This window comes from Clostridium zhoujianii, assembly GCF_051590805.1.
Lineage (GTDB): Bacteria > Bacillota > Clostridia > Clostridiales > Clostridiaceae > Clostridium.
Genome location: NZ_JBPUTF010000001.1, coordinates 1,298,835 through 1,322,585 on the forward strand (window position 1 = coordinate 1,298,835; position 23,751 = coordinate 1,322,585).

At 29.1% G+C, this 23,751-nt stretch carries 27 protein-coding genes; 23 read left to right on the forward strand and 4 right to left on the reverse strand.

Annotated features, from left to right (window positions below):
* Positions 1-18: 18 nt before the first annotated feature.
* Positions 19-624, reverse strand: coding sequence for a J domain-containing protein (locus tag ACSYT2_RS06130; RefSeq protein WP_430856301.1), 606 nt, complete (start codon positions 622-624; stop codon positions 19-21).
* Positions 611-1,525, reverse strand: coding sequence for a DUF5685 family protein (locus ACSYT2_RS06135; RefSeq protein WP_430856302.1), 915 nt, complete (start codon positions 1,523-1,525; stop codon positions 611-613). The genes ACSYT2_RS06130 and ACSYT2_RS06135 overlap by 14 nt, the downstream gene beginning before the upstream one ends.
* Positions 1,526-1,696: 171 nt before the next feature.
* On the opposite strand from ACSYT2_RS06135, the gene ACSYT2_RS06140 reads away from it, so the two are divergent.
* The 6 genes from ACSYT2_RS06140 (at position 1,697) to ACSYT2_RS06165 (ending at position 8,611) form a co-directional block, all read left to right on the forward strand.
* Positions 1,697-2,401 carry an ABC transporter ATP-binding protein gene (locus tag ACSYT2_RS06140; RefSeq protein ID WP_430856303.1) on the forward strand — a complete coding sequence of 235 codons (705 nt, stop codon included), beginning with the start codon at positions 1,697-1,699 and terminating at the stop codon, positions 2,399-2,401.
* Positions 2,402-2,403: 2 nt separating this feature from the next.
* On the forward strand, positions 2,404-5,610 hold the full coding sequence (locus ACSYT2_RS06145; protein ID WP_438384171.1) for an FtsX-like permease family protein: 3,207 nt from the start codon (positions 2,404-2,406) through the stop codon (positions 5,608-5,610).
* A 538-nt stretch (positions 5,611-6,148) separates the two neighbouring features.
* A complete protein-coding gene (locus ACSYT2_RS06150) occupies positions 6,149-6,757 on the forward strand; it encodes a polymer-forming cytoskeletal protein (RefSeq protein WP_438384173.1) in 609 nt (202 codons plus the stop codon).
* Between the two features lie 29 nt (positions 6,758-6,786).
* Complete coding sequence (locus tag ACSYT2_RS06155; RefSeq protein ID WP_438384174.1) at positions 6,787-7,491, forward strand: hypothetical protein; 705 nt, start codon at positions 6,787-6,789, stop codon at positions 7,489-7,491.
* Positions 7,476-8,096 (forward strand): DUF4004 family protein, encoded by a 621-nt coding sequence (locus ACSYT2_RS06160; protein ID WP_430856307.1) that lies wholly within the window; start codon positions 7,476-7,478, stop codon positions 8,094-8,096. The genes ACSYT2_RS06155 and ACSYT2_RS06160 overlap by 16 nt, the downstream gene beginning before the upstream one ends.
* A gap of 152 nt (positions 8,097-8,248) precedes the next feature.
* Entirely contained in the window at positions 8,249-8,611 is a 363-nt protein-coding gene (locus ACSYT2_RS06165; RefSeq protein WP_430856308.1) for a DUF5658 family protein, read from the forward strand.
* On the opposite strand, the gene ACSYT2_RS06170 is transcribed toward ACSYT2_RS06165, so the two are convergent.
* Entirely contained in the window at positions 8,601-8,834 is a 234-nt protein-coding gene (locus ACSYT2_RS06170) for a hypothetical protein (protein WP_430856309.1), read from the reverse strand. The two genes, ACSYT2_RS06165 and ACSYT2_RS06170, sit on opposite strands and share 11 nt — an antisense overlap.
* 144 nt (positions 8,835-8,978) lie before the next feature.
* Here ACSYT2_RS06170 and ACSYT2_RS06175 point away from each other — a divergent pair, with 144 nt between their 5' ends.
* The 15 genes from ACSYT2_RS06175 (at position 8,979) to ACSYT2_RS06245 (ending at position 22,203) form a co-directional block, all read left to right on the forward strand.
* Positions 8,979-9,539, forward strand: a complete 561-nt coding sequence (locus ACSYT2_RS06175) for a TetR/AcrR family transcriptional regulator (protein ID WP_430856310.1) — start codon at positions 8,979-8,981, stop codon at positions 9,537-9,539.
* Between the two features lie 350 nt (positions 9,540-9,889).
* A complete protein-coding gene (locus ACSYT2_RS06180) occupies positions 9,890-12,805 on the forward strand; it encodes a cellulose binding domain-containing protein (protein WP_438384177.1) in 2,916 nt (971 codons plus the stop codon).
* Between the two features lie 267 nt (positions 12,806-13,072).
* Complete coding sequence (locus ACSYT2_RS06185; protein ID WP_438384179.1) at positions 13,073-13,984, forward strand: hypothetical protein; 912 nt, start codon at positions 13,073-13,075, stop codon at positions 13,982-13,984.
* Positions 13,971-14,147, forward strand: a complete 177-nt coding sequence (locus tag ACSYT2_RS06190) for a hypothetical protein (RefSeq protein ID WP_430856313.1) — start codon at positions 13,971-13,973, stop codon at positions 14,145-14,147. The genes ACSYT2_RS06185 and ACSYT2_RS06190 overlap by 14 nt, the downstream gene beginning before the upstream one ends.
* A 75-nt stretch (positions 14,148-14,222) precedes the next feature.
* The gene (locus ACSYT2_RS06195; RefSeq protein ID WP_438384181.1) at positions 14,223-14,885 is read left to right on the forward strand and encodes a hypothetical protein; all 663 of its coding nucleotides are present in this window, start codon (positions 14,223-14,225) and stop codon (positions 14,883-14,885) included.
* A 105-nt stretch (positions 14,886-14,990) separates the two neighbouring features.
* Positions 14,991-15,545 (forward strand): hypothetical protein, encoded by a 555-nt coding sequence (locus ACSYT2_RS06200; RefSeq protein WP_438384183.1) that lies wholly within the window; start codon positions 14,991-14,993, stop codon positions 15,543-15,545.
* Entirely contained in the window at positions 15,526-15,921 is a 396-nt protein-coding gene (locus tag ACSYT2_RS06205; RefSeq protein ID WP_430856316.1) for a GntR family transcriptional regulator, read from the forward strand. The genes ACSYT2_RS06200 and ACSYT2_RS06205 overlap by 20 nt, the downstream gene beginning before the upstream one ends.
* The gene (locus tag ACSYT2_RS06210) at positions 15,908-16,801 is read left to right on the forward strand and encodes an ABC transporter ATP-binding protein (RefSeq protein WP_438384184.1); all 894 of its coding nucleotides are present in this window, start codon (positions 15,908-15,910) and stop codon (positions 16,799-16,801) included. The genes ACSYT2_RS06205 and ACSYT2_RS06210 overlap by 14 nt, the downstream gene beginning before the upstream one ends.
* A complete protein-coding gene (locus ACSYT2_RS06215) occupies positions 16,785-17,843 on the forward strand; it encodes a hypothetical protein (RefSeq protein WP_438384186.1) in 1,059 nt (352 codons plus the stop codon). Before ACSYT2_RS06210 ends, ACSYT2_RS06215 begins: the two co-directional genes overlap by 17 nt.
* Positions 17,844-17,939: 96 nt before the next feature.
* On the forward strand, positions 17,940-18,170 hold the full coding sequence (locus tag ACSYT2_RS06220; protein ID WP_438384187.1) for a hypothetical protein: 231 nt from the start codon (positions 17,940-17,942) through the stop codon (positions 18,168-18,170).
* A gap of 156 nt (positions 18,171-18,326) precedes the next feature.
* The gene (locus tag ACSYT2_RS06225) at positions 18,327-19,037 is read left to right on the forward strand and encodes a pseudouridine synthase (protein WP_430856319.1); all 711 of its coding nucleotides are present in this window, start codon (positions 18,327-18,329) and stop codon (positions 19,035-19,037) included.
* 18 nt (positions 19,038-19,055) lie between these two features.
* The gene (gene mnmM / locus ACSYT2_RS06230; protein WP_438384189.1) at positions 19,056-19,598 is read left to right on the forward strand and encodes a tRNA 5-(aminomethyl)-2-thiouridylate-methyltransferase MnmM; all 543 of its coding nucleotides are present in this window, start codon (positions 19,056-19,058) and stop codon (positions 19,596-19,598) included.
* A 132-nt stretch (positions 19,599-19,730) separates the two neighbouring features.
* Positions 19,731-20,627, forward strand: coding sequence for a MurR/RpiR family transcriptional regulator (locus ACSYT2_RS06235; RefSeq protein ID WP_430856690.1), 897 nt, complete (start codon positions 19,731-19,733; stop codon positions 20,625-20,627).
* Positions 20,628-20,719: 92 nt separating this feature from the next.
* A complete protein-coding gene (locus ACSYT2_RS06240) occupies positions 20,720-21,589 on the forward strand; it encodes an SDR family oxidoreductase (protein WP_438385004.1) in 870 nt (289 codons plus the stop codon).
* Positions 21,590-21,765: 176 nt separating this feature from the next.
* Positions 21,766-22,203, forward strand: a complete 438-nt coding sequence (locus ACSYT2_RS06245) for a hypothetical protein (protein WP_430856321.1) — start codon at positions 21,766-21,768, stop codon at positions 22,201-22,203.
* A gap of 54 nt (positions 22,204-22,257) precedes the next feature.
* Here ACSYT2_RS06245 and ACSYT2_RS06250 read toward each other — a convergent pair whose 3' ends face one another.
* Positions 22,258-22,779: a ferritin-like domain-containing protein gene (locus tag ACSYT2_RS06250; RefSeq protein ID WP_430856322.1), complete on the reverse strand. Its 522-nt coding sequence runs from the start codon at positions 22,777-22,779 to the stop codon at positions 22,258-22,260.
* A gap of 92 nt (positions 22,780-22,871) precedes the next feature.
* On the opposite strand from ACSYT2_RS06250, the gene ACSYT2_RS06255 reads away from it, so the two are divergent.
* Positions 22,872-23,009, forward strand: coding sequence for a hypothetical protein (locus ACSYT2_RS06255; RefSeq protein ID WP_430856323.1), 138 nt, complete (start codon positions 22,872-22,874; stop codon positions 23,007-23,009).
* A gap of 304 nt (positions 23,010-23,313) precedes the next feature.
* Positions 23,314-23,688, forward strand: coding sequence for a response regulator (locus ACSYT2_RS06260; protein ID WP_430856324.1), 375 nt, complete (start codon positions 23,314-23,316; stop codon positions 23,686-23,688).
* Positions 23,689-23,751: the final 63 nt, after the last annotated feature.

Below are 23,751 nucleotides of genomic sequence, written 5' to 3' on the forward strand. Positions count from 1 at the left end.
AAATCCCCCTTTAATATCCTAGCAACATCCAATTAAATCTCCACCCATACATTCACACATAGAGTCAAGACACCATAGGTTTACACAACAGTCACAAGCATTAGCAGTATTGTTTGTAGTTCTGTAATATGGTTGACTATATCCACCAGCTCTACCTTGAAGCTGTTGTAGAGTTTGTCTATACTCAAAGTTGTTAGGATCCATATTTGATGCAGTTCTGATGTTTTGAAGAGCAGAATCAAACCATCCCTTATTCATATGAACAACTCCAGTTAGATAATACCACTCAGCATTTCTATCAGTAACTCTATTTAATATTGCTTCAGCAGCTGCTGTATTTCTTCTTTGTAAATGCATTCTAGCTTCTCTTAACTCTTGAGAGAAGTTACCTGAGTTATTATTGTTAGAACTTGTATTTGAGTATGAACCTGAGTTACCACCATTACCATTAGTTAACTCTTTATAAGCTGCATTTACTTCAGCTAATTTTTCTTGAGCAAGCTCTTGAAGTGGGTTATCCCTAAATTGATCTGGATGGTATTGTTTTACTAATTTTCTATAAGCACTTTTAATTTCGTCTTGTGATGCACCAGGCTTAATGCCTAAAACCTCATATGGATTCATTAAAGTCACTTCCTTTCGTCTTTTTGCAATTACATTTGTTTGCTACATGTATGTATTTGTCCATCATTCCTAGATTAATGATATTATCAAGAATATCTCTATTTCGTTCTAACTCAATCTTAGCTAAGAATTCTTTACAATTACAAGCGCAATTTAGAATACTAAATTCTAATCTATCTTTTATTAAAACAATAAACTCTTCATAAGACTTGTTTTCATCATTATATAGATAGTTTATTGGGTTAAACTTATTTTTAGCCATGTCTTCTTCTAAATCATCTAAGGCATCAACTAAATATATCCACTTACCTAGGGCATAGCCAAGATTATATAGGTTTTCTCTTGTTTCCTCAGAATCATTAATTATTTCATATGGGTAAAGTTCTAATATTTTTCCTACAATAATACTAAAAGGATCACATATTTCATCAATGGATGTAAAGTTTTTTGATTCTTCTAGTATTGAAAGTTTATTTAAGTTTTCTTTAATTATATCATTAATTGTATTTACTGATGAAGTAAATTTTCTTTTATAAGGAGATAATGCAAGAGCTAAAGACTTACTTTTTAAATCCTTATCATCATTTACATCATCTAGTAGTTTAAAATAAACTAGTGAGATATTCATATTAGCAGCATAAGATATAGCTTTATTGTCTAAGACAACAGCTTTCTTTTTTAATGGATGAGCTGCACATCTTTTAATTTCAACCTTCATTTCTTCGGGATTTAAGCCATCTAAAAGTAAAGCTAAAAAAGTCATATCATAATTTAAAGCCATTCGTGGCAAATTACCAAAATGTTTTTTTATACTAAAACATAGGCCACAATAATATCCTCTAAATAGATTAAATTCTCGCAGCTTTAGTTCAGCTTTTAGAGGAATAACATAACCAAACATAGAACACTCCTTTGTTAATAAGCATCATAAAAAGTATTTATTTTGAAGATGCTTTCATTTAATAATACTTATTATACATAATAGGGAGTAATGGTACAACTTTTAAGATTGAGAATAATGTAAACTTTTAGTATACTTATTCTTATAAATCCAATAATGGAGGTGCCCTTTTTGAAGAATTATATAGAATTTAAAAATGTAAAAAAGATTTATAAAATGGGAGAGGTGGAAATAGAAGCTTTAGCTGGAGTTGATTTTGCAATAAACAAAGGTGAGTTTGTTGTAGTAGCAGGAGCTAGTGGTGCTGGTAAAAGTACCATATTAAATATTTTAGGTGGAATGGACTCCCCAAGTAGTGGTGAAATATATGTTGATGGAGCTGAAGTAAGCAAGTATTCACCAAAGGAACTTACTACATATAGAAGATTTGATATTGGATTTGTATTCCAATTCTATAATTTGGTACAAAATCTTACGGTAACAGAAAATGTTGAGCTTGCAACACAAATTTGTAAGAATCCATTAGATATAGATGAAACTGTAGATGCAGTAGGTCTTAAGCATAGGAAAGATAATTTTCCAGCACAACTTTCTGGAGGAGAGCAACAAAGGGTTGCAATAGCAAGAGCATTAGCAAAGAATCCTAAGCTATTACTATGTGATGAGCCAACTGGTGCATTAGATTACAATACAGGTAAAGCAGTATTAAAATTACTTCAAGATACCTGTAGAGAAAAAGGAATGACAGTAGTTGTTATTACTCATAATCTAGCTCTTGCACCTATGGGAGATAAAATTATTAAAGTAAAAAATGGACGTGTTCACTCAATAGAGATAAATGAAAATCCAATGCCTGTAGAAAGGATTGAGTGGTAATTATGAAAAATGCTTTAGCAAAAGATACTGTAAGAGAAATAAAAAAATCTTTTGGTAGGTTTCTTTCTATATTTGCCATAGTAGGAATAGGAGTTGCTTTTTTCGCGGGTGTAAAGGCGGCAGCGCCAGATATGAAATATACTGCAGATAAGTATTATGATGACTATAATTTAATGGATATTAGATTGTTATCAACTATGGGATTAACCAAGGATGATGTAGAAGAAATAAAGAATATTCAAGGGATTAAAGGTATCTATCCAACTCATAGTTTTGATACAATTACCAAAATGGGGTCATCAGAAATTGTATTAAAGCTTCATGGGTTACCAATTGATAATTTATCAGAAGATAACGAAGGATATATAAATAGACCTAAACTAGTAGAAGGAAGATTTCCAGAGAAGTCAGGTGAATGTTTAGTTGAGAATGGTAAACTTGGCGATATAGACCTACCAATAGGATCTAAGATTACCTTAGAGTCTGGAACTAGTGATGATATATTAGATAGCCTTAATACAAAGGAATATACAGTTGTTGGAGTAGTTGAAACTCCTTATTACCTTTCTTTTGAAAAGGGTAGTTCTAGTATTGGAAATGGATCAGTTAATAGTTTCTTAATGATTCCAGAAGAAGACTTTAAAATGGATGTATTTACTGAAGTATTATTAACTATAGATGGAGCAAAAGAAATAAATTCATATAGTGATGAATATTTTGAAGTTACAGGTAAGATTAAGGATAGATTGGTTGATCTTGGAAAAGAACGTGGTCCCTTAAGAATTGAAGAGTTAAAGGATGAAGCTAATAAGAAGTTAGCTGAGGGAAAAGAAGAATATACCAAAGGTAAGGAAAAACTTGAAGATGAATTATCTAGGGCCTTAAATAAGATCGAATCATCAAAATTAGACTTATTAAATGCTGAAAAAAAATTAAATGAAAAAGAAAGTGATTTCCCAAAACTTATGGAGGAAAGTAAAAGAAAGATTGCTGATGGAGAAAAAAAATTATCTGATGGAGAAATTGAGTATGCAAGAAATCTAGAAGAGTATAATAATCAGAAAGCTCAGGCAGAAAAAATGTTTGCCCTTATTGAAGAACAGATAAATAAAATAAAAGATGAGATTAATAGCTTAGAAGAAAAGCTTAAAAATCCAGATTTATCCCCTGAAGAGAAGAAGGATCTTGAAAATAAGCATAAACAATTAGTAAATATATATAATCAATCAACTTCATATTTACAAATTGGTAAAGATAAGTTAACCGAAGGAGAAAATCAATTACAAGCTGCAAGAATCCAGCTAGATAATGGAAAGAAAGAGTTAGAACTTCAAAAAACGAACCTAGTACAAGGTGAAATTGATGCTAAGAAAGGCTTTGAAGAAGGAAGAAATAAAATAGAAGCTGGAAAAGCAGAGCTTAAAAAAGGTGAAGAGGAATATTTAAAAGGAAAGGCACAAGGGGAGGAAGAATTAGCAATTGCAGAAGAGAAGCTATTAAATTCTGAAAAACGTATAAACGAGATGAAAGAGCCAGAGTGGATTGTCCTTGATAGAAATAGTCACTATAGTTATGTAGACTATGGCGGGTCGGCAGATAGAATTGATGCAATATCAAAAGTATTCCCATTATTCTTCTTTCTTGTAGCAGCATTAGTTTGCTTAACAACTATGACAAGAATGGTTGATGAACAAAGAGGTACAATTGGAACATTAAAAGCCTTAGGATACAGTAAGATAAGTATAGCTTCAAAATATATAGCTTATGCTGCTACAGCAAGTATAGGCGGAAGTATATTTGGTTTGGCCCTGGGAATGACCCTATTCCCAACAGTTATATTTAATGCATATGGAATAATGTATACATTACCCTCACTTATATTAAAATTTGAAGCACCTTTAGCTTTAGGAACGACAATTGTAGCCGTTCTTATAACAACTCTTGCAGCTGTATTTGCTTGCTACAAAGAGTTAGTTGAAACACCATCTTTATTAATGAGACCTAGAGCCCCTAAAGAAGGTAAGAGAATATTATTGGAGCGAATTACTTTCCTATGGAAGAGATTTTCCTTTACAGAAAAGGTAACAGCAAGAAATATATTTAGATATAAGAAGAGGTTCTTTATGACTGTAATTGGTATTTCCGGCTGTTCTGCATTGTTACTTGCTGGATTTGGTATAAAGGATTCCATCAAGACTATTGCTTATAAGCAATTTGGAGAAATAATAAAATATGATGCGTCAATCTCCTTTGAGAAAGATAGTTCTTTGAAAGAAAAAGAAGATATTCTTGATAAGTATTCAAAAGATAGCAGAGTAGATTCAATAATGAAAATAAGCCAGTTTTCTGGAAATGCTTCAGTAGACGGTGATGATAAAAGAGTAAATCTTATAGTTCCATCAGATGTTGAAGAATTTAAAAATTATACAGAACTAAGAAGCAGATCTAAAAAGAAGGAAGAAAAGTTAAGTGATGATGGAGTGATTCTATCAGAAAAACTTGCAAGAGGATTAAAAGTTAAAAAAGGAGATAAGGTTAAATTAGATAATGGTGATGGCTATCAACAAGAGGTAGCAATAACAGGGATTACAGAAGCATATGTTGACCATTATGTATATATGTCTCCAGAATATTATAAAAATGTCTTTGGTGAAAGAGCAGATTATAATACTTTAGTTGCTAAGTTAAAGGATAAAACAGATGAAGTAGAAACTTCATTAGGTTCTGAAATAATGAATGATAAAGGTGTTAAATCAGTTTATTTCTACAGCGGTATAGTTAAGAACTTTGAAAATACTATATCTAGTTTAAATATTGTTGTTATAGTATTGATTATATCAGCAGGAGCTTTAGCCTTTGTTGTACTGTATAATTTAACTAATGTAAATATTAGTGAAAGACTTAGAGAAATAGCAACAATTAAGGTTTTAGGATTTTATGATAATGAAGTATCTGCATATGTATATAGGGAAAATATAATTTTAACTATTATAGGCTCTATAGTTGGATTAGGACTAGGTGCAGCACTACATCAATTCATTATGATTACTGTAGAAATGGAAAATGTAATGTTTGGTAGGAATATTAATATACTTAGTTATCTATATGCAGTAGCTATAACATTATTATTTGCAGTATTAGTAAATCTAGTAATGTACCATAAGTTGAAGAAAATCCCTATGGTAGAGTCACTAAAGTCAGTTGAATAATATTGATATATAGTAAAATTATTATAATTTAAAAAGACCTTCATATTTCATTTGAGTTGTGAACTAATAAAGTTCAAGATTTCAAGAAATATGAGGGTCTTTGTTTTTATTTGAAGAATCGTTTATCTCTATGAATTAATCAAAGCGTAAGTGTAATTAGCAAGATTATATCAATTATGCTTCCAAAGATTATTGAGTTACTAACTAGAATAATAAAGGATCCTAATAAAATTAGGAAACAAATAATCAATTCAGAAGAGCCGATCCAATTTTTTCATAAATATTATTTGATACCCAAATAATATACATACAAGCCCAATAATAAAATTAAGCATAATAAATAAATTCATCTAAAACGCCTCTTATATTCTATTTTATTAGATTTTAAGTGATATAAATACAATAAATAAGACTATAAAATAAAAAATAATAAAATACTATTTACAATGTAACATTGTTACGCTATTATAATAGAATAGTAATGAGAATCTTAGTTAATTATACAGATTAACGTAACAATGTTTCACAAGGAGGGAATATGGAAAAAAATAATAATATCAAAATGGAAGGTATAGGACAAATAACAGGAGGTACCTACAATAATATTAAGATAGAAGGTATTAGCACTATATTGGGAGATATACAGGGTGAAAGAATGGTGGTAGAAGGAGTTGCAAAAGTAAGAGGTGCTATTAGGTGCAACAACTTAGATATAGAAGGTAAATTTAATTGTAAAGGAAATGTAGATGTATCCAATAGATTTAATGTTAGTGGTTATGCTAGTATCGATGGTAATTGTCAATGTGGAGAACTAATTTCAGATGGAAAGCTAATGGTAAGAGGGCTATTATCAGCAGATAAAATAGTCCTAGAAATAACAGCAACTAATGAAATAAAGGAAATAGGCGGAGAAGAAATAAGAGTAATAGAAGGTAAGAAATCAATTTTTCAGGGGTTATTTTACAGTAATAAATTAGTAAGTCATTTGATTGAGGGAGACAATATTTATATAGAAAATACTGAATGTAGTATAGTGAGAGGTCGTAATATTAAGATAAATAAAGGCTGTATTATCGATAAAGTAGAGTACACTGGAGAAATTTCAATAGACAATAGATCTACTGTAAAGAATTTAGTAAAACTTTAGTCACTAAAATTAATTGAGGAAGGTATATTATGAATAATTATGGATCAATAAGAATAATAGGTGAGAGTTCTATTTCAAAAGGAGCCTATGATAAGATAACAATAATAGGTGAAGCAAAATCAAGTGGGAAAGTAGAGTGTAATTCACTTAATGTACTTGGAACTTTAGACTTAGAGGATGAGTTCAAGGCTTGTGACATGAAGATTGTGGGAGAGGTAACTGCCAGTTGTAAAGTAGAATCTACAGGAAAAGTAAAACTACTTGGAGAACTAGTAGGAGATGATGATTTTATAATTAACACTGTTAATATCATAGGTCAAGGGATTTTTAAAAAAAATTTAACCTTTAATAATATTGACTTATTAGGAGAGTTAACTGTAAGTGGTAACTGCGAGGGTAATATATTTTATAGTAAAGGTAAAGCAAGTATAGATGGATTATTATCAGCAGATAAAATTGAGATAAACCCAAAGGATTCTAGTTTTATCAATGAAATAGGTGGAAGTGAAATTATTATTAGAAATACAGGATGGAATGTATTTTCCAATGGTAAGGTTATTTCAAATACCATAGAAGGAGATAAAATAATTCTTGAACAAACTCATTGTAAGATTGTACGTGGGCATGATATTAAAATACTAAGAGATTGTAATATAGATAGAATTGAGTATACAGGAACAATAACAGTTGACGAAAGAAGTAGTGTGGGTGAGGTAATATGTATGAAGAATTAATATCCAAAAAAGAACTTTTAGAAGTTATGGAGATTTCTTATGGACAACTTTATAGATGGAAGAGAAAAAAACTAATCCCAGAAGAATGGTTTATAAAAAAAAGTGTATCTACTGGACAAGAAACCTTTTTTCCTAGGAATAAGATAATTGAGAGAATAGAGATAATATTAAACCTTAAGGAAGAGGCTTCCCTTGATGAGTTAGCATTTAAATTTTCTAATAGTATAAAGAATATAAAGTTAAGTAGGGATTATTTAATTAATGTAGGTATAGTTGATTTATCCATTATAGAAATGTTTGAAACGCTAGTAAAAGCTGATAGTCTTTATGATGAGGGAAAAATATTTGGATTATTATTATATAATGAGCTTATAAATAGTGCTGCTCTAAGTTTAGAGGAGGTAAATTCCATTGTTTTATCAGCATTAAAAGACTATTCAGATTTTGAAAATGATAATTATACTTTAATAGTTAAGAGGAAACTAGGCGTCCCCTTTTACTATGTTACCCTTGGAGATAAGGAATTTATAAGAGATGAAAGTGCAGTTGAAATAATTAGGATGAAATTTAAGGATATAATATCTAAAATAAATAGTCTAAAATAAGTATAGGGATTCGAATATTTCTTAATGTAAAATGTTAAATTGGCATTAAGAAATATTCGAGTCCTTATTTAATGTTATATAAGAATATTTTCTGTATAGATTACATTAATCTGTCAATCCTTTAAATATGATGCATTATGGGAGATGTTAAAATGTTTTCTTTTATAAAGGAATATGATTTAAAGTCAATAAAGCAAAAATTGCAAATTTTATTTTTTCTAAATGTAATAGATATAGTTTTAACAATTATACTGTTAGATACAGGATTGTTTGAAGAGGCAAATATATTTATGAGATATATAGTGAATAATACATTTTTAAGCATAATTATAAAAGTTGGATTGGTAGCATTACTATTAATAGCATTATATTATCGAATTCAAACTGCAACTATTAATCAGTTGAAGATTTCAAATAAAATTATTGTAAGTTCAATAGCTATTTATGCATTTATAAATTTAACTCATGTTATATGGTCTTTCTTAGCTATAATAAGCTTAGTAACTAATAAATAATTGTTTCATCATTAAACTGAGTATTACACCAGTAGCATCCATTATAACCTTCTTCTTCGCAGAAGGTTCTTACATCATCTTCTACTTCCATCATTATAATATCTTCTTCTTCTATGTCATTAATATGACACATGGTAGATTCATTATCAAGATCATGAATTATCAAGTTCTTTTTATCTGCTAAAAATCTCATTCCGTAATAAGGTGGGGAATAACGAACCATATTTATACCTCCTAAATCTACTTTTAATATACAAATATGATATATATCTATTAATGAGTACAAAAATATAAAATTATATTACTTGAAGAGCTATATTATAAAGGTCTATAATAGAAAAGATAGAGAGATAAGGGGGGAATAATATTGCCTAAGAAAATACTAAATTTACAAGAGAAAATATTTGAGGCAGCCTGGAATTTGTTTAGTGAAAAAGGTTATGATAACGTTGATATGAAAGCAATTGCTAAGGGATGTGATATAGCAGTTGGTACTTTATATAATTACTATGGAAACAAAAAGGATCTATTTTTAACGGTATTAGGTGCAAGTTGGACAGGTACCTTCGATAAGATAGATGATGCCATTCAGAAATGTAATGATAAAAAAGAATGCATTCATAAGATTATAGAAATCTTATATTATGATATAAAAGAAAGAAGAGGTATGGGGAAATATCTTGTTGAAAATAATTCTTTTTCAAAAGAAGAAAATGATAAGATTAACGAAGAGGTTTTAGATAAAATTTATGAAGTTATAATAAAAAACTTTGAATTAACTATAGATGAAAGAGGAATCGAGTATAAAGCAAAGAAGTTAACAGACATAATAATATGTAATGTTGTTTTATTAGCTAGACTGTATCAAGAAGAAGATGAAAGAAATATAAGATTTTTAAATCAAATAGTAGATGAAAATATGGTATAGAAAAAGTTCTCTATGAAAAATAGAGGACTTTTTTATTTTTAATAAAAATATAGGGAAGTGAAATAGTTAGTAAGATAATCATAAAATAGAGGATTTATATAGCAAGGGATATAACTATAATGAAATAGGAAGGCAAAGAATATTAAACTGCTATACAAATAATGAAAAAGGGAACAGATAAATAGACCTAACCTGATTTAAAAATATTTGATTTTTAAAGATTATAGTATAAATATTCAAATTTATCATAATTATACAAAATATCCTTTCATTTCATAATAATTAATGTTAAAATTTATATGTAAACATTTTCTAATTTGTCTGAATATAAATTTTTAAGGGGGATTAAAATGAAAGTTAGTAATAACCTAAAAAAACTCTTATCTATAACTATTGTTTTAACATTAATTCTTACACTACTACCAAGTTTACCTATTAAGGCTGCTATAGCTGGTATTCCTGGTACACCCTCAATATCACATAATCAATGGGGAACAGATGTTGATGGAGACTATGATATAACATGTAATACCTGGTTTGGAAATAGTGCAACAAGTTATAAACTTTATGAGAAGTTTGGGGTATCAGACATCTTTACAGTTGTTTCAGAAGGTAAAATTGAGGCTACTGATGCATCTAGTCAACAAGTTGTTATTCCAATTAGAGGAAATTCAAAAATTGGAATGTATTCTTACTATGTAGAATTCATAAATGACTATGGTAGTTCAAAAAGCTCAATTATTCAAGTTCAAGTTGGTTACGATGGGAATACCAGAATTGTTATAGATACTATTGATAATGAAGGTATTAAACCACAATTTACAGTTTCACAAGGTACTACAGAATATAAGCTAACGAATAGTACAAGCTCTAATTCTAAATTTAAAGTTATTTCAAACAATACAACTGTTGCTAAGGCTTCTATAGTAAATGGGTCAACACTCAAAGTAGATGGTATTTCTAAGGGAAGAAGCGGACTTAAAATAGTAGATGAAACTACTGGTGATATAAGAAACGTGGGAGTTAGAGTTTTGACTTCTAAAGGTGAACTACCTGGAATGCCTGATTATATGTCTATTGGACAAGTATCTGAGGATAGAGAAGAAGACTTAAATTTTTGGAGAGAAACTTCTGAAACTGATACTAATAAAAGAACTGATATAAGATATATTTATATAAATGGTGGTCCTCTTGATAAAGGTTGGAGAACTTGGACTCAAGAAGATGGTGCTAGAGCAAAAACATATATTACAGAAAGTTTAAAAATGGGCATGATACCATTTTTTGTTTACTATAATATTCCCGATGACGGTGAAAGCTACGATCTTGATATACAGCATATAAACGATAAGACTTATATGGAAGCATATTATAAAGATTTAAAATTCTTACTAGATATTTGTATTGAATATGGTGGGGATGAAACAGTAGGTCTTCTATTTGAACCTGATTTTTTAGGATATATGATGCAACAATCTGGAAAACAACCAAATGAAATAACTGCACTTGTTGAATCTGCTTACTCTTCAGGGGTTCTAGAAAAAGGTAAAGATCCAACTTTTGAAAATAGTGTTAAAGGACTAGTTGAATCTATAAATTACACAGTAAAAAAATATTATCCTCAAGCTTATTATGGATGGCAATTTAATATTTGGGCATATGATAGTCATGAAATTCCTAATCAAGGATTACTTCATAAAACAGAACAAATAGGACTTGATGCTGGTAGAGAATTTATAAAACAAGTTGCTACAGAAACAGCAAACTACTATGATGCAGCTGGTGTAACATCTTATGGGGCTAATTTTATATCAATAGATAAATATGGTTTAGATGGAGCTTTTGAAGCAGGTGCAAAAGATGATCCTGAAAAATCTAAATGGTTCTGGAATGCAGATTTGTGGAATAATTATTTACTTTACACTAAAACATTACACCAAGAAACTGAGCTTCCAGTTATACTATGGCAATTACCTGTTGGTCATATAAATTCAAGCCAAGAACCTAATCCTTATAATGATGGTAAATTTAAAGATCTAACAAATGAAGTTGGAAATTATGAAGATTCAGCCCCTACTTACTTTTTTGGTGATACATTTAAGGCTGGTTCTGATAAAAGATTAGACTATTTTAGTAAAAATGAAGCTAATGATCCTAAAATTAAAGTTAATGGGGATACAATAACTTGGGGAGACCATATGGAGGAAGCTAAAGATGCTGGTATAGTATCAATTCTATTTGGAGCTGGTGTAGGTGCTAGCACAGATGCAGTAGGTTCTCCTGCTTCTGATGATTATTGGTGGATAACCAAAGCACAACGTTATTATAAAAACCCACTAGAACTTGGAGACTTAAATAATCCAAAACCACCAGCTGAAGGGTTACCTTCTAAATCCACATTAACTGTAGATAATGCAAATAGTAACGGTAATTACAATTTGACTATAAATATACCAAAAGACTCTAAAGCTACTAGTTATAAGCTTTATGAAAATGGTGTAACAATAAAAACAGGAGTTATTACAACTTCTACACAAGAAATTTCACAAAGTATAATTAATAAACCAACTGGAACTTATATGTATAAAGTTGATTTAATTAATAATTTAGGCACTACGTCGAGTAATAATTTAACTGTATATGTTAATAATACAGTTGTTCCCCCTGTTGAAGTACCTGTGAAAGGATCTATATCAGTAGATAATTTATATAATAAAGGTGATTACAAAGTTACTATGAATATACCTAGCTTCTCTAAGGCTGCTAGTTATAGACTTTATGAAAACAATAAAATAGTTAAAACTGGAGATGTAGCTAATCTTGCATTAAAAGTCGAGGAGGTTTTCACAAATAAACCATCCGGAACTTACACTTATAGATTAGATCTTATTAATAAAGATGGTATTACTCCAAGTGATGAAATAAAAGTAACTGTTACTTCATCTGAAGTTAATCCACCTACTTCCAAAGTAGAAGTAGATTTTGCAATATTAAATGATTCTGGCAATACCGCTAACTATTCTATTACTATAACAAATAATACAGATAAGGATATTACTAGTTGGGATTTATCATTTAGTTTTGATAAAAAAATTAATTCTGCATGGGATTGTATTTTCACTGCTTCTGGTAATAAATATAACTTTAAATCTATGCCATGGAATGGAACTATTCCAAAAGGAAAATCTATTTCCTTCGGAGGCTCATGTGAGGGTGGTGTTGGTTCCTTGGTTCCAACATCTATATCTTTAAAAACTACTAATTAATAATTGATACTAAATTAATATAGTAGTAAATATTTAGCATCAATATATTAGAAATTAAATTTAAAAGGCTGAATTTAACATTTAAAAAAGTTAAATTCAGCTTTTTTTTTATCTTAATAATAAGCTTTATATCATTTTTAGATAAGCTGTGAAGGACTGTTAGTCCTGTGAAAATATTAAGGAATAAGTTTATAGTAAATAAATATATTTAATATAAGGTAATGAAAAATAAAAAACTAAGAAAAAAGGGGAAATAAGAGAAAAATAATGCCAGCTAAACGAGTGAATGTAATGAATAAGGATATGAATGCTATTAATAAGGCAAATCTATTTATAGGGAAAGATTATATAAGTGATAAGGAATTTATAGCAGTATCAAAGTTAATGATATATTTTTTAAAAAGTAAAGAAATATATCATTATAAAAAGGGTAGTGAATTTATAAATGAATACGTTAAACATGCTATAAGTAGATTAAGGAATAATAGTATGTTAATATCTATTTTTTTATTAACCCTTGGAAGGATATATATTTTTATTAGTGATATTAAAAATAAAGAGTATTTGGAAAAAAATGGATCAAATCAAAAGGATATTCTTAATCTTAGGAGAATAATATATAAAGCAATAAAAGATGAAAAATGGAAGTTATGTATTATTAAGGAGTTGGGATGTTGCAATGAAAAAGAATATGATAATATTGTACGAGTCAGTAGGATGTGCAGGATTGATATATGGGATAGTGTATATTCTATAGCAAATAAGGATGATTGCTTAAACTGGAGATATTTTTGTTATCTTATAGATTTAGGTAAGGATAATCAGATTAATTTAGCCTTAAATATATTTTTAAATAAAGCAGATATAGTTGATATAAAATATCCTACAATTGACTGCTCTGAGTATATTTCTTTATTAAGACTCTTTAATAGCAAAGTTGAAAAAAGTAACACTTATGATGGTATTATCGACATAGGGCTTTCATCCAATAACGGAAATTTATTTATCAATGCAATTAATGTTATAAAAAGATGGGAGGAGCCCTTAAATAATAGAATAGATAAAGAAAGAATCAAGGCTATATTAGAATTAAAGAATTTAGAAGAAGAAACGAAAAATGAATTAGAGAAAGTATATAAAGAATTTGAGGAGCAGGAGGGCTTTGATGTTAGGTTTTAAAATCTTTAATAATGAAAATGAAGATGAAGATGAAGTAGTATATTGTATTGGTTGTAATAAGGTTATTGAAGATAGTTATTACTATGATAATAATACACAAAAGCTTTATTGTTCAGAGGACTGCTATATAAACCAGATTGAGAAGGAATATATGGAAGAATAAGGTTCTTAGAGTATAGTATTATCCATTTAATAATGTGCATAATAAAATTGTGACATTATTAAAAGGGGTGAAACTATGCCAATACAAGTTATCACATCAATTATTGGAGCAATATCTATTTTAGCTGGTTCCTTGGTTGGGGCATTATTTAGTTGGATAATAAATAGAAATATGCATCAGAGAAGAATGCAGGAAGAATATAAGATTATGGAAGAAAACAGGAAGTATGAAGAACACTATAGAGTAAAAGCAGTATGTAACAATGCAAATGTAATAAGGTTAGATATTGCAACAGCTTTATTCCAAAGTATAAGAAGTCTTCAAAATAAGAGCCAGGATAAAAGTTATTTATATTTACTACCAATAAATCGGGAGTATTCATCAGCAGTTGCATCCTTAAGCGATAAATATGATTTAAAGGAATTAAGTTATCTGTATCAATTATATGGAATAATTGAAAAAGTAAATAGGGATATCTATAGTTGGAGCATAGGAGATAAGGAAGCTTATGAAAAAGTAAAGCTAGGGTTTAATTCAATATTATATAAAATATATGGTGAGGATTATATAATGGTTTTAAAGGTAGATGCTGATAAAATTTCCTATGATGAATTATACAAAAATGATTATATTAGACCTTCTTATAAAAAACTTCTAAGGAAATTAGATGATTTGTGCGTAATAGAAAATCTATTAAAGGAAAAGGAAGACAAGAAAAAAGATTATGTTAAGAAATAATTAAGAAATGATAAGATAATATTAATTGTAATATTACTGGATGGAATATACAATTAAAGTGTACTAATACATATAGTACACTTTATTTTTTTGGGAGGTTTTTTTGTGAAGAGGGGAATGATAATAGCTATAGCAGGGACATTTATAGTGGCAACTATAATGCTTTGTACAGGAAGTAAAGATATATATCAAAAAAAAGTTCATTATAAAAGTAAAAATGAGGTTATAGATGTATTGAACAATGAAATATTATCAGCTTTTGATAATAGTAATTTTAGTTCAGAGTTAGTATATAGTGATGCCTTTAAAGAATGTTTGTCTCAAAGGAAGCGTTTAACAGAATCGGGAATTAATTTTTCAAGATTAGATTTAAAAGTTAACGAGAATATTAACAATGAAGAGGAAAAGAAAAAAATATCAGCTGATTATTTAAAAAGATTAGAAAATTTAGAGAAGGTAAATAAATCAGATAAGATAGAGGCTATTCCCTTAACCGGGAAGGCATACAGAGAATACCCTGCACAATGGAATATGACAAATGAAATTTGTGGAATTAACATGAATGTAGTGCTTATTGATGAAGGGGAAGGTTGGGTGATTGATTACGTTATGTATGATACATTTGAATTAGGTGAAGAGTATGATACAAGTGAACAGTAATAGTAGCACTCCAATATATGAGCAAATTCAATCAGGATTAAAGGATCTGATTTTTAGAAAAGTATTGCGTGATGGGGATAAGCTTCCATCAGTAAGAGAACTGGCTTGCAATTTAACTGTTAATCCAAATACAATAAGCAAGGCATATAATCAATTAGAAAAAGAAGGGTTAATTCAAACTTTAAAAGGAAAAGGTACCTTCATAAAGAAAGATGCGCAAGATATAGTTAAGAGTATAAATATAGATAACCTTAGGAGTGAGATAACTAATATATTACTTAATGCAATAAAACTAGATTTAACTCTTGAAGATATAATAAAATTAGAAAAAGAAGTGTATGTAGATCTGGAGGTACAAGATAATGTTAGAGATTAAAGAACTTTCTTTACAGTTAGATGATAAGGAAATATTACGTAATATTAATATAAATATAGCTGAAGGTAAAATATATGGTCTTATAGGACCTAATGGAGTTGGTAAGACTACATTAATTAAATGTCTTACAGGTATTTATAAAGTTACAAGTGGACAAGTACTTTATGATGGTGAAGAGATTTATGAAAACCCAAAGGTAAAAAAAAGAGTAGCATATGTTGCTGATGAAAACAACTTTTTTTCAAGCTTCACTGTAAAAGATATAATAAAATATTATAAGCTTGCTTATGATAATTTTAACGAAGAAAAGTTTCATACAATAAATAATACTTTTAATATTCCCTTGAAAAAAAGATTTTATCAATTATCTAAAGGTATGAAAATGAGAGTTGCCTTAATGGTTGCTTTTGCTCAGGAGGCAGATTATCTAATACTTGATGAACCTACATCTGGGCTAGATCCAATACTTAAAAATAAACTTTTAAAGCTTATTGTAAATGAAGTTGCCGAGAGAAAGGTTACAATAATTATAAGCTCACATCATTTAAATGAGCTAGAGAGAATATGTGATGATGTTGCTATTATAGATGGTGGGGAAGTTTCTTATGAAAATACATTAGAAGATATGAAGAATAAAATAAAGAAAATTCAAGTGGCCTTTGAAGCACCAGTATATGAAGAGGATCTAAATATAAAGGGAATTTTTAAGATGTCGAGAATTGGTAGGGTATTTACAATAATAACTGATAATTATAGTGAAGAATTCATAGCTGAGATTAATAGGTTTAACCCATTATTTATTGAAGAAATAGATCTTAGTTTAGAGGATATATTTATATACAAAGTAGATAAGGGGGAGCAAAATGAAGAAATTATATAATAAGGCCCTACTATATCAATCTATATATACTGGAAAATGGGCAATATTTGGTGGAGCTTTCTTCTTTTTCTTAATAGTTAAAGGAAGTTTAGATAATAGAATTGAGCTACTTAGAAGTCAAATTGGATCAATGGTCTTAGACAAATTAATTCTTGATAATAGTAATGCTTTGCTAATGACATGTTTAATACTTTTTGGAGTATATGTACTTACTACAGGTTTTAATAAGCGAAATACAAAAACCTTTCTTACTAGTGGGCCATTTACAAAGGAAGAAATAAAGAAAAATGAGCTTATGGTATTAATAGGTACTTTATTCTTATTAGTAATTATATATATTTATGTTACTTTATGCTTATATTACAAGGAAAGAGAGTTATTAGTGTATGCAAGTAGTTATTGGCAGACACTATTTGTAGATATTCTAAGAATAACAGTAGCAGGTCTTGGTTTTATATCCTATTTAACCTTTATGGATATGCTTTTCTCAAATATAATAGTTGCAATTATTTCAATGTATCTTATGCCAACTATACTGTTAATAAATTTAATGGATCATAGTAGATTTATTTGGTTATTTATAGAAAAAGGTATTTTAAAAAATATATTTATTAAAATAGAGAATGTAGTAAATAACATTTCAACATTAGTATCGAAGATTTTTCTTTGGGGTAATGAAGTAGTTAATGGAAATTATTATAAGGACTTAATTCTAATAATACTATTGGTCATTATAGTTAGTATAGGATTATTCATCTTAGGTTGGTTCATAAATAAAAGGACAACAATAAATAAAATGAATAAGTTCTTTACATTCCCTATAGTTGAAAAGGTAACATTATGGATAATTTCATATACTATAATATTTACTTTTATATCTAGAATATTAAGGGAGTATATTCAAAGGAATTATATTCAAAAAGGCTTAAATATTAATAATTTAGTTGGAGTAATTATTGTTATTTTAACCATTGGATTTTCAATATGGGTTTCAACATATTTACAAAAAAATTTAAGAAAGCTTATTAATAAATTTATATAATAATGAAGATTTATGTAAAATATAATCTATAAATAGAACCAAATTCTATTCTTGAGAATACAATATATTAATCTAAAGAATAGGAGTTGATATACTATGTCAAATAATTGTTGTAGAAGTAACAATTGCTGCGGTTGTAGCAGAAACAACAGATGTTGTAATCGTGGTTGCAATAATAATTGTGGTGGATTCAATAATTGTGGAGGAAGAGGCTTCGGAAACTGCGGTTTCGGTGGTGGATTTCCAATTATCTTAATCCTTTTATTATTCGGCGGATTCGGTTTTGGAGGTTTTGGAGGCTTCGGCGGCTGCGGCGGATTTTTCTAGAAAACTCTGAAGGGCACCTTAATTTAGGTGCCCTTTAATTTTAAATTAATTGTAGAGGATTTTTAGAGAAAGCATAGTAAATTCTAATTGAAATATTTGATATTTATAAAACATAGATATATAATCAATTTGAATATACATATGGAGTGATAAATAATGGAAGAAAGATTACAGAAATTCATGGCTAGCTGTGGGATAGCATCAAGAAGAAAATGTGAGGAATTAATATTAGCTGGTAAGGTAAAAGTAAATGGAAAAATAGTTAAGGAATTAGGAACAAAAGTAAATTCTAATATAGATAAGGTTGAATATAATGGACAATTAATAAGGCCAGAAGAAAAAAAACTTTATATTATGCTAAATAAGCCAGAGGGTTACATAACATCAGTAAAGGATGAAAAAGACAGACCAACAGTTGTAGACTTAGTTAAAGTAGAGGAAAGAATATATCCAATAGGAAGGTTAGATTATGATAGTTCAGGATTACTTTTACTGACAAATGACGGTGATATATATAATAAGATTATTCATCCAAGGGTGGAAATAATGAAAAAGTATATTGCCGTAGTAAGCGGGGAGTTTAAAAAGTCTGAAATAGAAAAGTTTAAGAATGGTATTGATATCGGTGGATATATAACAGCACCTGCTCATATAAAGGTCATTAAATTTGAAGATAATAAATCTACAGTAGAAATAGGCATTCATGAAGGGAAGAATAGGCAAATAAGAAAAATGTGTGCAGCTTTAAATCATAATGTATTAGCTCTAAAGAGGGTATCGGTAGGAGATATAAAGCTTGGAACATTAAGAAGAGGTCAATATAGAGACCTTACAAAAGAAGAACTAGACTATATAAATACTTTATAAGAGAGGTGTAAAGATTATATGTTTAAGTACGTAGGAGATATTAGTTTAATATCTCATCACATAATTCGAAGGTTTTTAGAGAATAAGGAAATAGCCATTGACGGAACCTTAGGAAATGGCTATGATACAGATTTTTTAGCTGAAAATTTTAGTAAGGTTTATACTTTTGACATACAAAAGGAACCTTGTGATAAATATATTGAAAGTAAGCCATCAAATGTTAATGTTATTAATGCTTCGCACCATCTATTCAAGGAATATATTTCAGAGCCGGTAGATTGTATTATGTATAATTTAGGATTTTTGCCAGGAGGAAACAAGGAGATAACAACTTTCCATGAAACATCTCTAGAAAGTATTAAAGTAGGACTGGACATACTAAGGTCTGGTGGGATAATGACGATTTGTATTTATAGGGGTCATAATGAAGGTAAAGAAGAAGAATCTTGCATTTTATCCTATGTAGAAAGTTTAAGTAAATCTAAGTATGGAGTGATGCTACATAGTTTTCTAAACCGTAGTAATAATCCTCCTATTCTTGTAGTAGTGGAGAAAAAGTGAGTTTAAATTTATAATTAAATTACTAATATTAGTGATTAAATAATTAATTATTTATTGAATAAGTATGAATATGATGGTAAAATTAAATTGCAAATTGAGAAAATTATTTTTTTGATGATGGGATGGATAATGATGGATAATGAACTACAGCAGCAAGGTAAGGACTTAATGAGATTAATTCAAGTTAAGTTTCCAAGACTAAGCAAAGGGCAAAAATTAATCGCGGAATACATATTAAAAAATTATGATAAGGCTGCCTTTATGACAGCGGCTAAACTTGGAACATCTGTTGGGGTTTCAGAATCTACTGTGGTAAGATTTGCTAATGAATTAGGATTTTCAGGCTATCCGAAGCTACAAAAGGCCTTGCAAGAATTAATTAAGAATAAGTTAACCACAGTACAAAGATTAGAATTATCTAATGACTTTATTTCAGATGGGGACGCACTTAAGGGAGTACTTAAGGCTGATATGGAGAATATTAGAGCAACACTTGAAAAAATTAATCCATATACATTTGAGGATGTATTAAATACAATTTTTGAAGCAAAGAATATCTATATAATAGGACTAAGAAGTTCAACAGCAATTGCGGAATTCTTAGGATTCTATCTTAATATAATACTGCAAAATGTTAGAATTGTTAGTTATGGTATTTCAGATATATTTGAGCAAATGATTAATGTACATGAGGGAGATTTGGTTATTGGTATAGGATTCCCAAGATATGCTGCTAAGACTATAGATGTTTTAGATTTTGCAAAGGGAAGGGGAGCAGATGTAGTGGCTATTACAGATAGTTTACTATCACCTCTTGCAGCAAAGGCTGATTATAGTTTAATTGCACAAAGTAATATGGCATCCTTTGTTGACTCTTTAGTTGCACCTCTTTCTGTAGTTAATGCTTTAATTATCGCAGTAGGAATGAGAGAGAAAGAGAATATATCAGATATATTTAATAATTTAGAAGGAATATGGCAAGAATATAATGTTTATTCCTATAATAACAAAAATGTAGCAGATGACTAAGAGTGAATTTTAACCACTACAAATAATGTAGTGGTTTTTTTATGGAGATTTTTGTGCAAACTAAAAAGGAATTTAATCTAAGAGGTGATAAAATGATAGAAAAAACATTTCCTAAAAGTTTTCCAGCACAGAAGCAAAATACACAGCCAGGTATTGAGAGTGATATGAATCCACCACCAGTATTTGAACATGAAGAATACTCTTTTAATGCAGGTAGGTTAAAGGATAAGGTAGCTGTAATAACTGGAGGAGATAGTGGGATTGGAAAAGCAGTTTCATTAGCTTATGCTAGGGAAGGAGCTAAGGTTGCAATATTATATTTAAATGAAGATAGTGATGCAGAAGCTACCAAAAAACTTATAGATGCCAAGGGTGGAGAATGCATATTGATTAAAGGAGATATAGGTGATGAGACTTTCTGTATTTCTGCTATAGAAAAAGTTGTTAGTAGTTTTTCTAAAATTGATATACTTGTAAGTAATGCAGGAGAACAACATCCTGTTCAAAAAATAGAAGATCTAACTTATGAGCAATTAGACAGAACTTTTAAAACTAATATATATGGCCCAATTTTTATAATTAAAGCTTCTATGACACATTTAAAAGAAGGAGCATCAATTATAATTACTACCTCCATAACTGCCTATAATGGTCATGAAACTTTACTTGATTATTCAGCAACAAAAGGAGCACTTACAACACTTACACGTTCTTTAGCATTAAATGTTGCGCCTAAAGGCATTAGGGTCAATGCAGTAGCACCAGGACCAATATGGACACCACTTATTCCATCTTCTTTTACTGAACAAGAGATACTAAGTTTTGGAGCAAAGACTGCCTTTAAAAGAGCTGGTCAACCAGTTGAACTGGCAGAGGCTTATGTATTCTTAGGAAGCCAAGGAGCTTCATATATTACAGGAGAAACTATACATGTAAATGGTGGTGAAATAGTTAATAGTTGATTAATTCAAATCCTAATAGTCTTTCTAGGAAAGATTTAACTAAGAACAAGAACACTTATATAGTCTTTAATATTAAAATATTCTTAAAAATAATAATATTGGGTGAAGATGATATAAAAAGGTGTTAAAATAAAGTAAATAGATAATTATGGTAAAGAGGGATGGGAGGGGACATTATGATAGATGAACTAAAAGTGGCAATAAGTGAGAAAGATATAGAAAAAGCTCGTAGGTTAATGAAAACTAAATTATTAAGTACGAATTATCCTCATGAAGTATTCAAGGATGCTATTGACCTTGCTATTACATATGGTGTTTTTGAAGAACATAATAATGATAAGTTAATTCCAGATCCTAAAAAGTGGACTAATGAATACCTAGAAGAATTAATAGGAGCCTTAGATATAAATTTTTCCAAAGAAAGATTTATGACAACTTATTATATTTCAAGGAAATTACAAGGTTCATCATATAAATATGATGAGTCTTACAAAGTAAGTGTATACGATGAATACAAGGATTTCTTTTTATTAGCCCAGGTTGGAGCAGCAATTATTGGAGCAACAGCAGTTGGTATTGGAGTTTGGTTATATAGAAGAAATAGGAAAAAGTAAAAGGTGGCTTGGCCACCTTTTTCTATATAAAAAGTCTAAAATACTTTGGCTTTTTTATTCGTTAACAAACTCTTGGTACAATTCCTTAAATAATCTTAAATGAAGTTCTTCATCTAAAATTATTCTTTCCAAAATATTCACTATATTTTTATCGGATATTTTAACTATAGTTTCTTTATACTGGCGAATAGCAGCAACCTCAGCTTGTATATCATAAGTTAAGAATTCTTTTAAATTACTACCGTAGTCAACAAACTTCCCATCCCAATAGTACATTTTATTCTTTCTATTAATCCAGTATTTCGGATCACCACCAAGTTGGGTAATTAATTCTCCTAAAATTGCAAGATGATGCATTTCAACCATTGCAATACCACTAATAGTATCTGCTACCTTCCTGTTATTACCGAAAAGTCTAAATTTATGATAAACATATTGTGAAACAGCAGTAAACTCTGATACCATTCCAGAGTAATTCTGAAGAAGTAGCGGTATGTATTTTGGATTTTTCTTTTCTACAATAATTGGGGGATAAGGTAAGTTTAAAGAGTATATATTATCGTCTGAATGTCTCATTATAATTCTCCTAAAAGTAATATACATTATAAAATATGAATGAATGAGAGATAATATTATAAAAGAAAAATATATTTTATGGAGTGATGGATATGAGTAGAAAAAATGTTAGCGGAAAGTTTAGTAGTATGGCTCAAGTAGGAAACTTTACTAAGGGTGCGGTAAAGAGTTTTGAATCAAATCTAGTAAATAAAAAAGACTACTTAGAAGAGGTAAAGGCAAAAGAGTAAAATAGTAATTAAAGAAGGAGATTTAATTGGTTGCAAAATTAAATCTCCTTTATTTTTGTACTTGGAGGTAATTACTGAATATCATTGTCCATACTTTATTATATTCATAATAACAGAAATTGTGATTATGTAAAGTAGCTATATTTTATATATGCTAAACTTTATGAATAAGCTATAATAATAGACATATTATTAAAAAACTAGATTAAACTTTATAGAGGAAATAATATTTAATGAGTGATATAATTACTTTCGGGAAATTATTTTACTAGAATACTTAATCACTAATGAAATAGGGGGAATAATGACTATTAAAATTATACTTGCTGATGATGACCAGGTGATAACAGAAGGACTAAGGATAATTTTAAGAACAGATAAGGAACTTGAGGTCTTAAAAACCTTTAATAACGGTGTTGATGCAGTTAAATATTGCCTTGAAAACATGGTTGATATAGCATTATTAGATGTGAGAATGCCCATTCTAAACGGTGTTGATGCTACTAAAGATATAACTGAAAAGTCGAAGACAAAGGTAATAGCATTAACAACATTTAATGAAGATGAATGTATAGAAAAAGCTATAAAATTTGGAGCTAAGGGATACATACTTAAAAATGACACTCCTGAAAAAATTATAAACATTATAAAAGTAATTAACTCCCATAATAAACTATAAATATAATATTTTAATGATAAGAAAAAGAAATCCCTTATTTCCTTAAAGGGATTTCTTTTTTTA

Coding starts and splice junctions, on each gene's coding strand:
- ACSYT2_RS06245 (WP_430856321.1), top strand. CDS start 21,766: ATGATAGATGAACTAAAAGTGGCAATAAGTGAGAAAGATATAGAAAAA.
- ACSYT2_RS06185 (WP_438384179.1), top strand. CDS start 13,073: ATGCCAGCTAAACGAGTGAATGTAATGAATAAGGATATGAATGCTATT.
- ACSYT2_RS06255 (WP_430856323.1), top strand. CDS start 22,872: ATGAGTAGAAAAAATGTTAGCGGAAAGTTTAGTAGTATGGCTCAAGTA.
- ACSYT2_RS06240 (WP_438385004.1), top strand. CDS start 20,720: ATGATAGAAAAAACATTTCCTAAAAGTTTTCCAGCACAGAAGCAAAAT.
- ACSYT2_RS06170 (WP_430856309.1), bottom strand. CDS start 8,834: ATGGTTCGTTATTCCCCACCTTATTACGGAATGAGATTTTTAGCAGAT.
- ACSYT2_RS06225 (WP_430856319.1), top strand. CDS start 18,327: ATGGAAGAAAGATTACAGAAATTCATGGCTAGCTGTGGGATAGCATCA.
- ACSYT2_RS06260 (WP_430856324.1), top strand. CDS start 23,314: ATGACTATTAAAATTATACTTGCTGATGATGACCAGGTGATAACAGAA.
- ACSYT2_RS06150 (WP_438384173.1), top strand. CDS start 6,149: ATGGAAAAAAATAATAATATCAAAATGGAAGGTATAGGACAAATAACA.
- ACSYT2_RS06195 (WP_438384181.1), top strand. CDS start 14,223: ATGCCAATACAAGTTATCACATCAATTATTGGAGCAATATCTATTTTA.
- ACSYT2_RS06235 (WP_430856690.1), top strand. CDS start 19,731: ATGGATAATGAACTACAGCAGCAAGGTAAGGACTTAATGAGATTAATT.
- ACSYT2_RS06165 (WP_430856308.1), top strand. CDS start 8,249: ATGTTTTCTTTTATAAAGGAATATGATTTAAAGTCAATAAAGCAAAAA.
- ACSYT2_RS06205 (WP_430856316.1), top strand. CDS start 15,526: ATGATACAAGTGAACAGTAATAGTAGCACTCCAATATATGAGCAAATT.
- ACSYT2_RS06130 (WP_430856301.1), bottom strand. CDS start 624: ATGAATCCATATGAGGTTTTAGGCATTAAGCCTGGTGCATCACAAGAC.
- ACSYT2_RS06215 (WP_438384186.1), top strand. CDS start 16,785: ATGAAGAAATTATATAATAAGGCCCTACTATATCAATCTATATATACT.
- ACSYT2_RS06250 (WP_430856322.1), bottom strand. CDS start 22,779: ATGAGACATTCAGACGATAATATATACTCTTTAAACTTACCTTATCCC.
- ACSYT2_RS06180 (WP_438384177.1), top strand. CDS start 9,890: ATGAAAGTTAGTAATAACCTAAAAAAACTCTTATCTATAACTATTGTT.
- ACSYT2_RS06160 (WP_430856307.1), top strand. CDS start 7,476: ATGTATGAAGAATTAATATCCAAAAAAGAACTTTTAGAAGTTATGGAG.
- ACSYT2_RS06210 (WP_438384184.1), top strand. CDS start 15,908: ATGTTAGAGATTAAAGAACTTTCTTTACAGTTAGATGATAAGGAAATA.
- ACSYT2_RS06145 (WP_438384171.1), top strand. CDS start 2,404: ATGAAAAATGCTTTAGCAAAAGATACTGTAAGAGAAATAAAAAAATCT.
- ACSYT2_RS06190 (WP_430856313.1), top strand. CDS start 13,971: ATGTTAGGTTTTAAAATCTTTAATAATGAAAATGAAGATGAAGATGAA.
- ACSYT2_RS06135 (WP_430856302.1), bottom strand. CDS start 1,525: ATGTTTGGTTATGTTATTCCTCTAAAAGCTGAACTAAAGCTGCGAGAA.
- ACSYT2_RS06155 (WP_438384174.1), top strand. CDS start 6,787: ATGAATAATTATGGATCAATAAGAATAATAGGTGAGAGTTCTATTTCA.
- mnmM (WP_438384189.1), top strand. CDS start 19,056: ATGTTTAAGTACGTAGGAGATATTAGTTTAATATCTCATCACATAATT.
- ACSYT2_RS06220 (WP_438384187.1), top strand. CDS start 17,940: ATGTCAAATAATTGTTGTAGAAGTAACAATTGCTGCGGTTGTAGCAGA.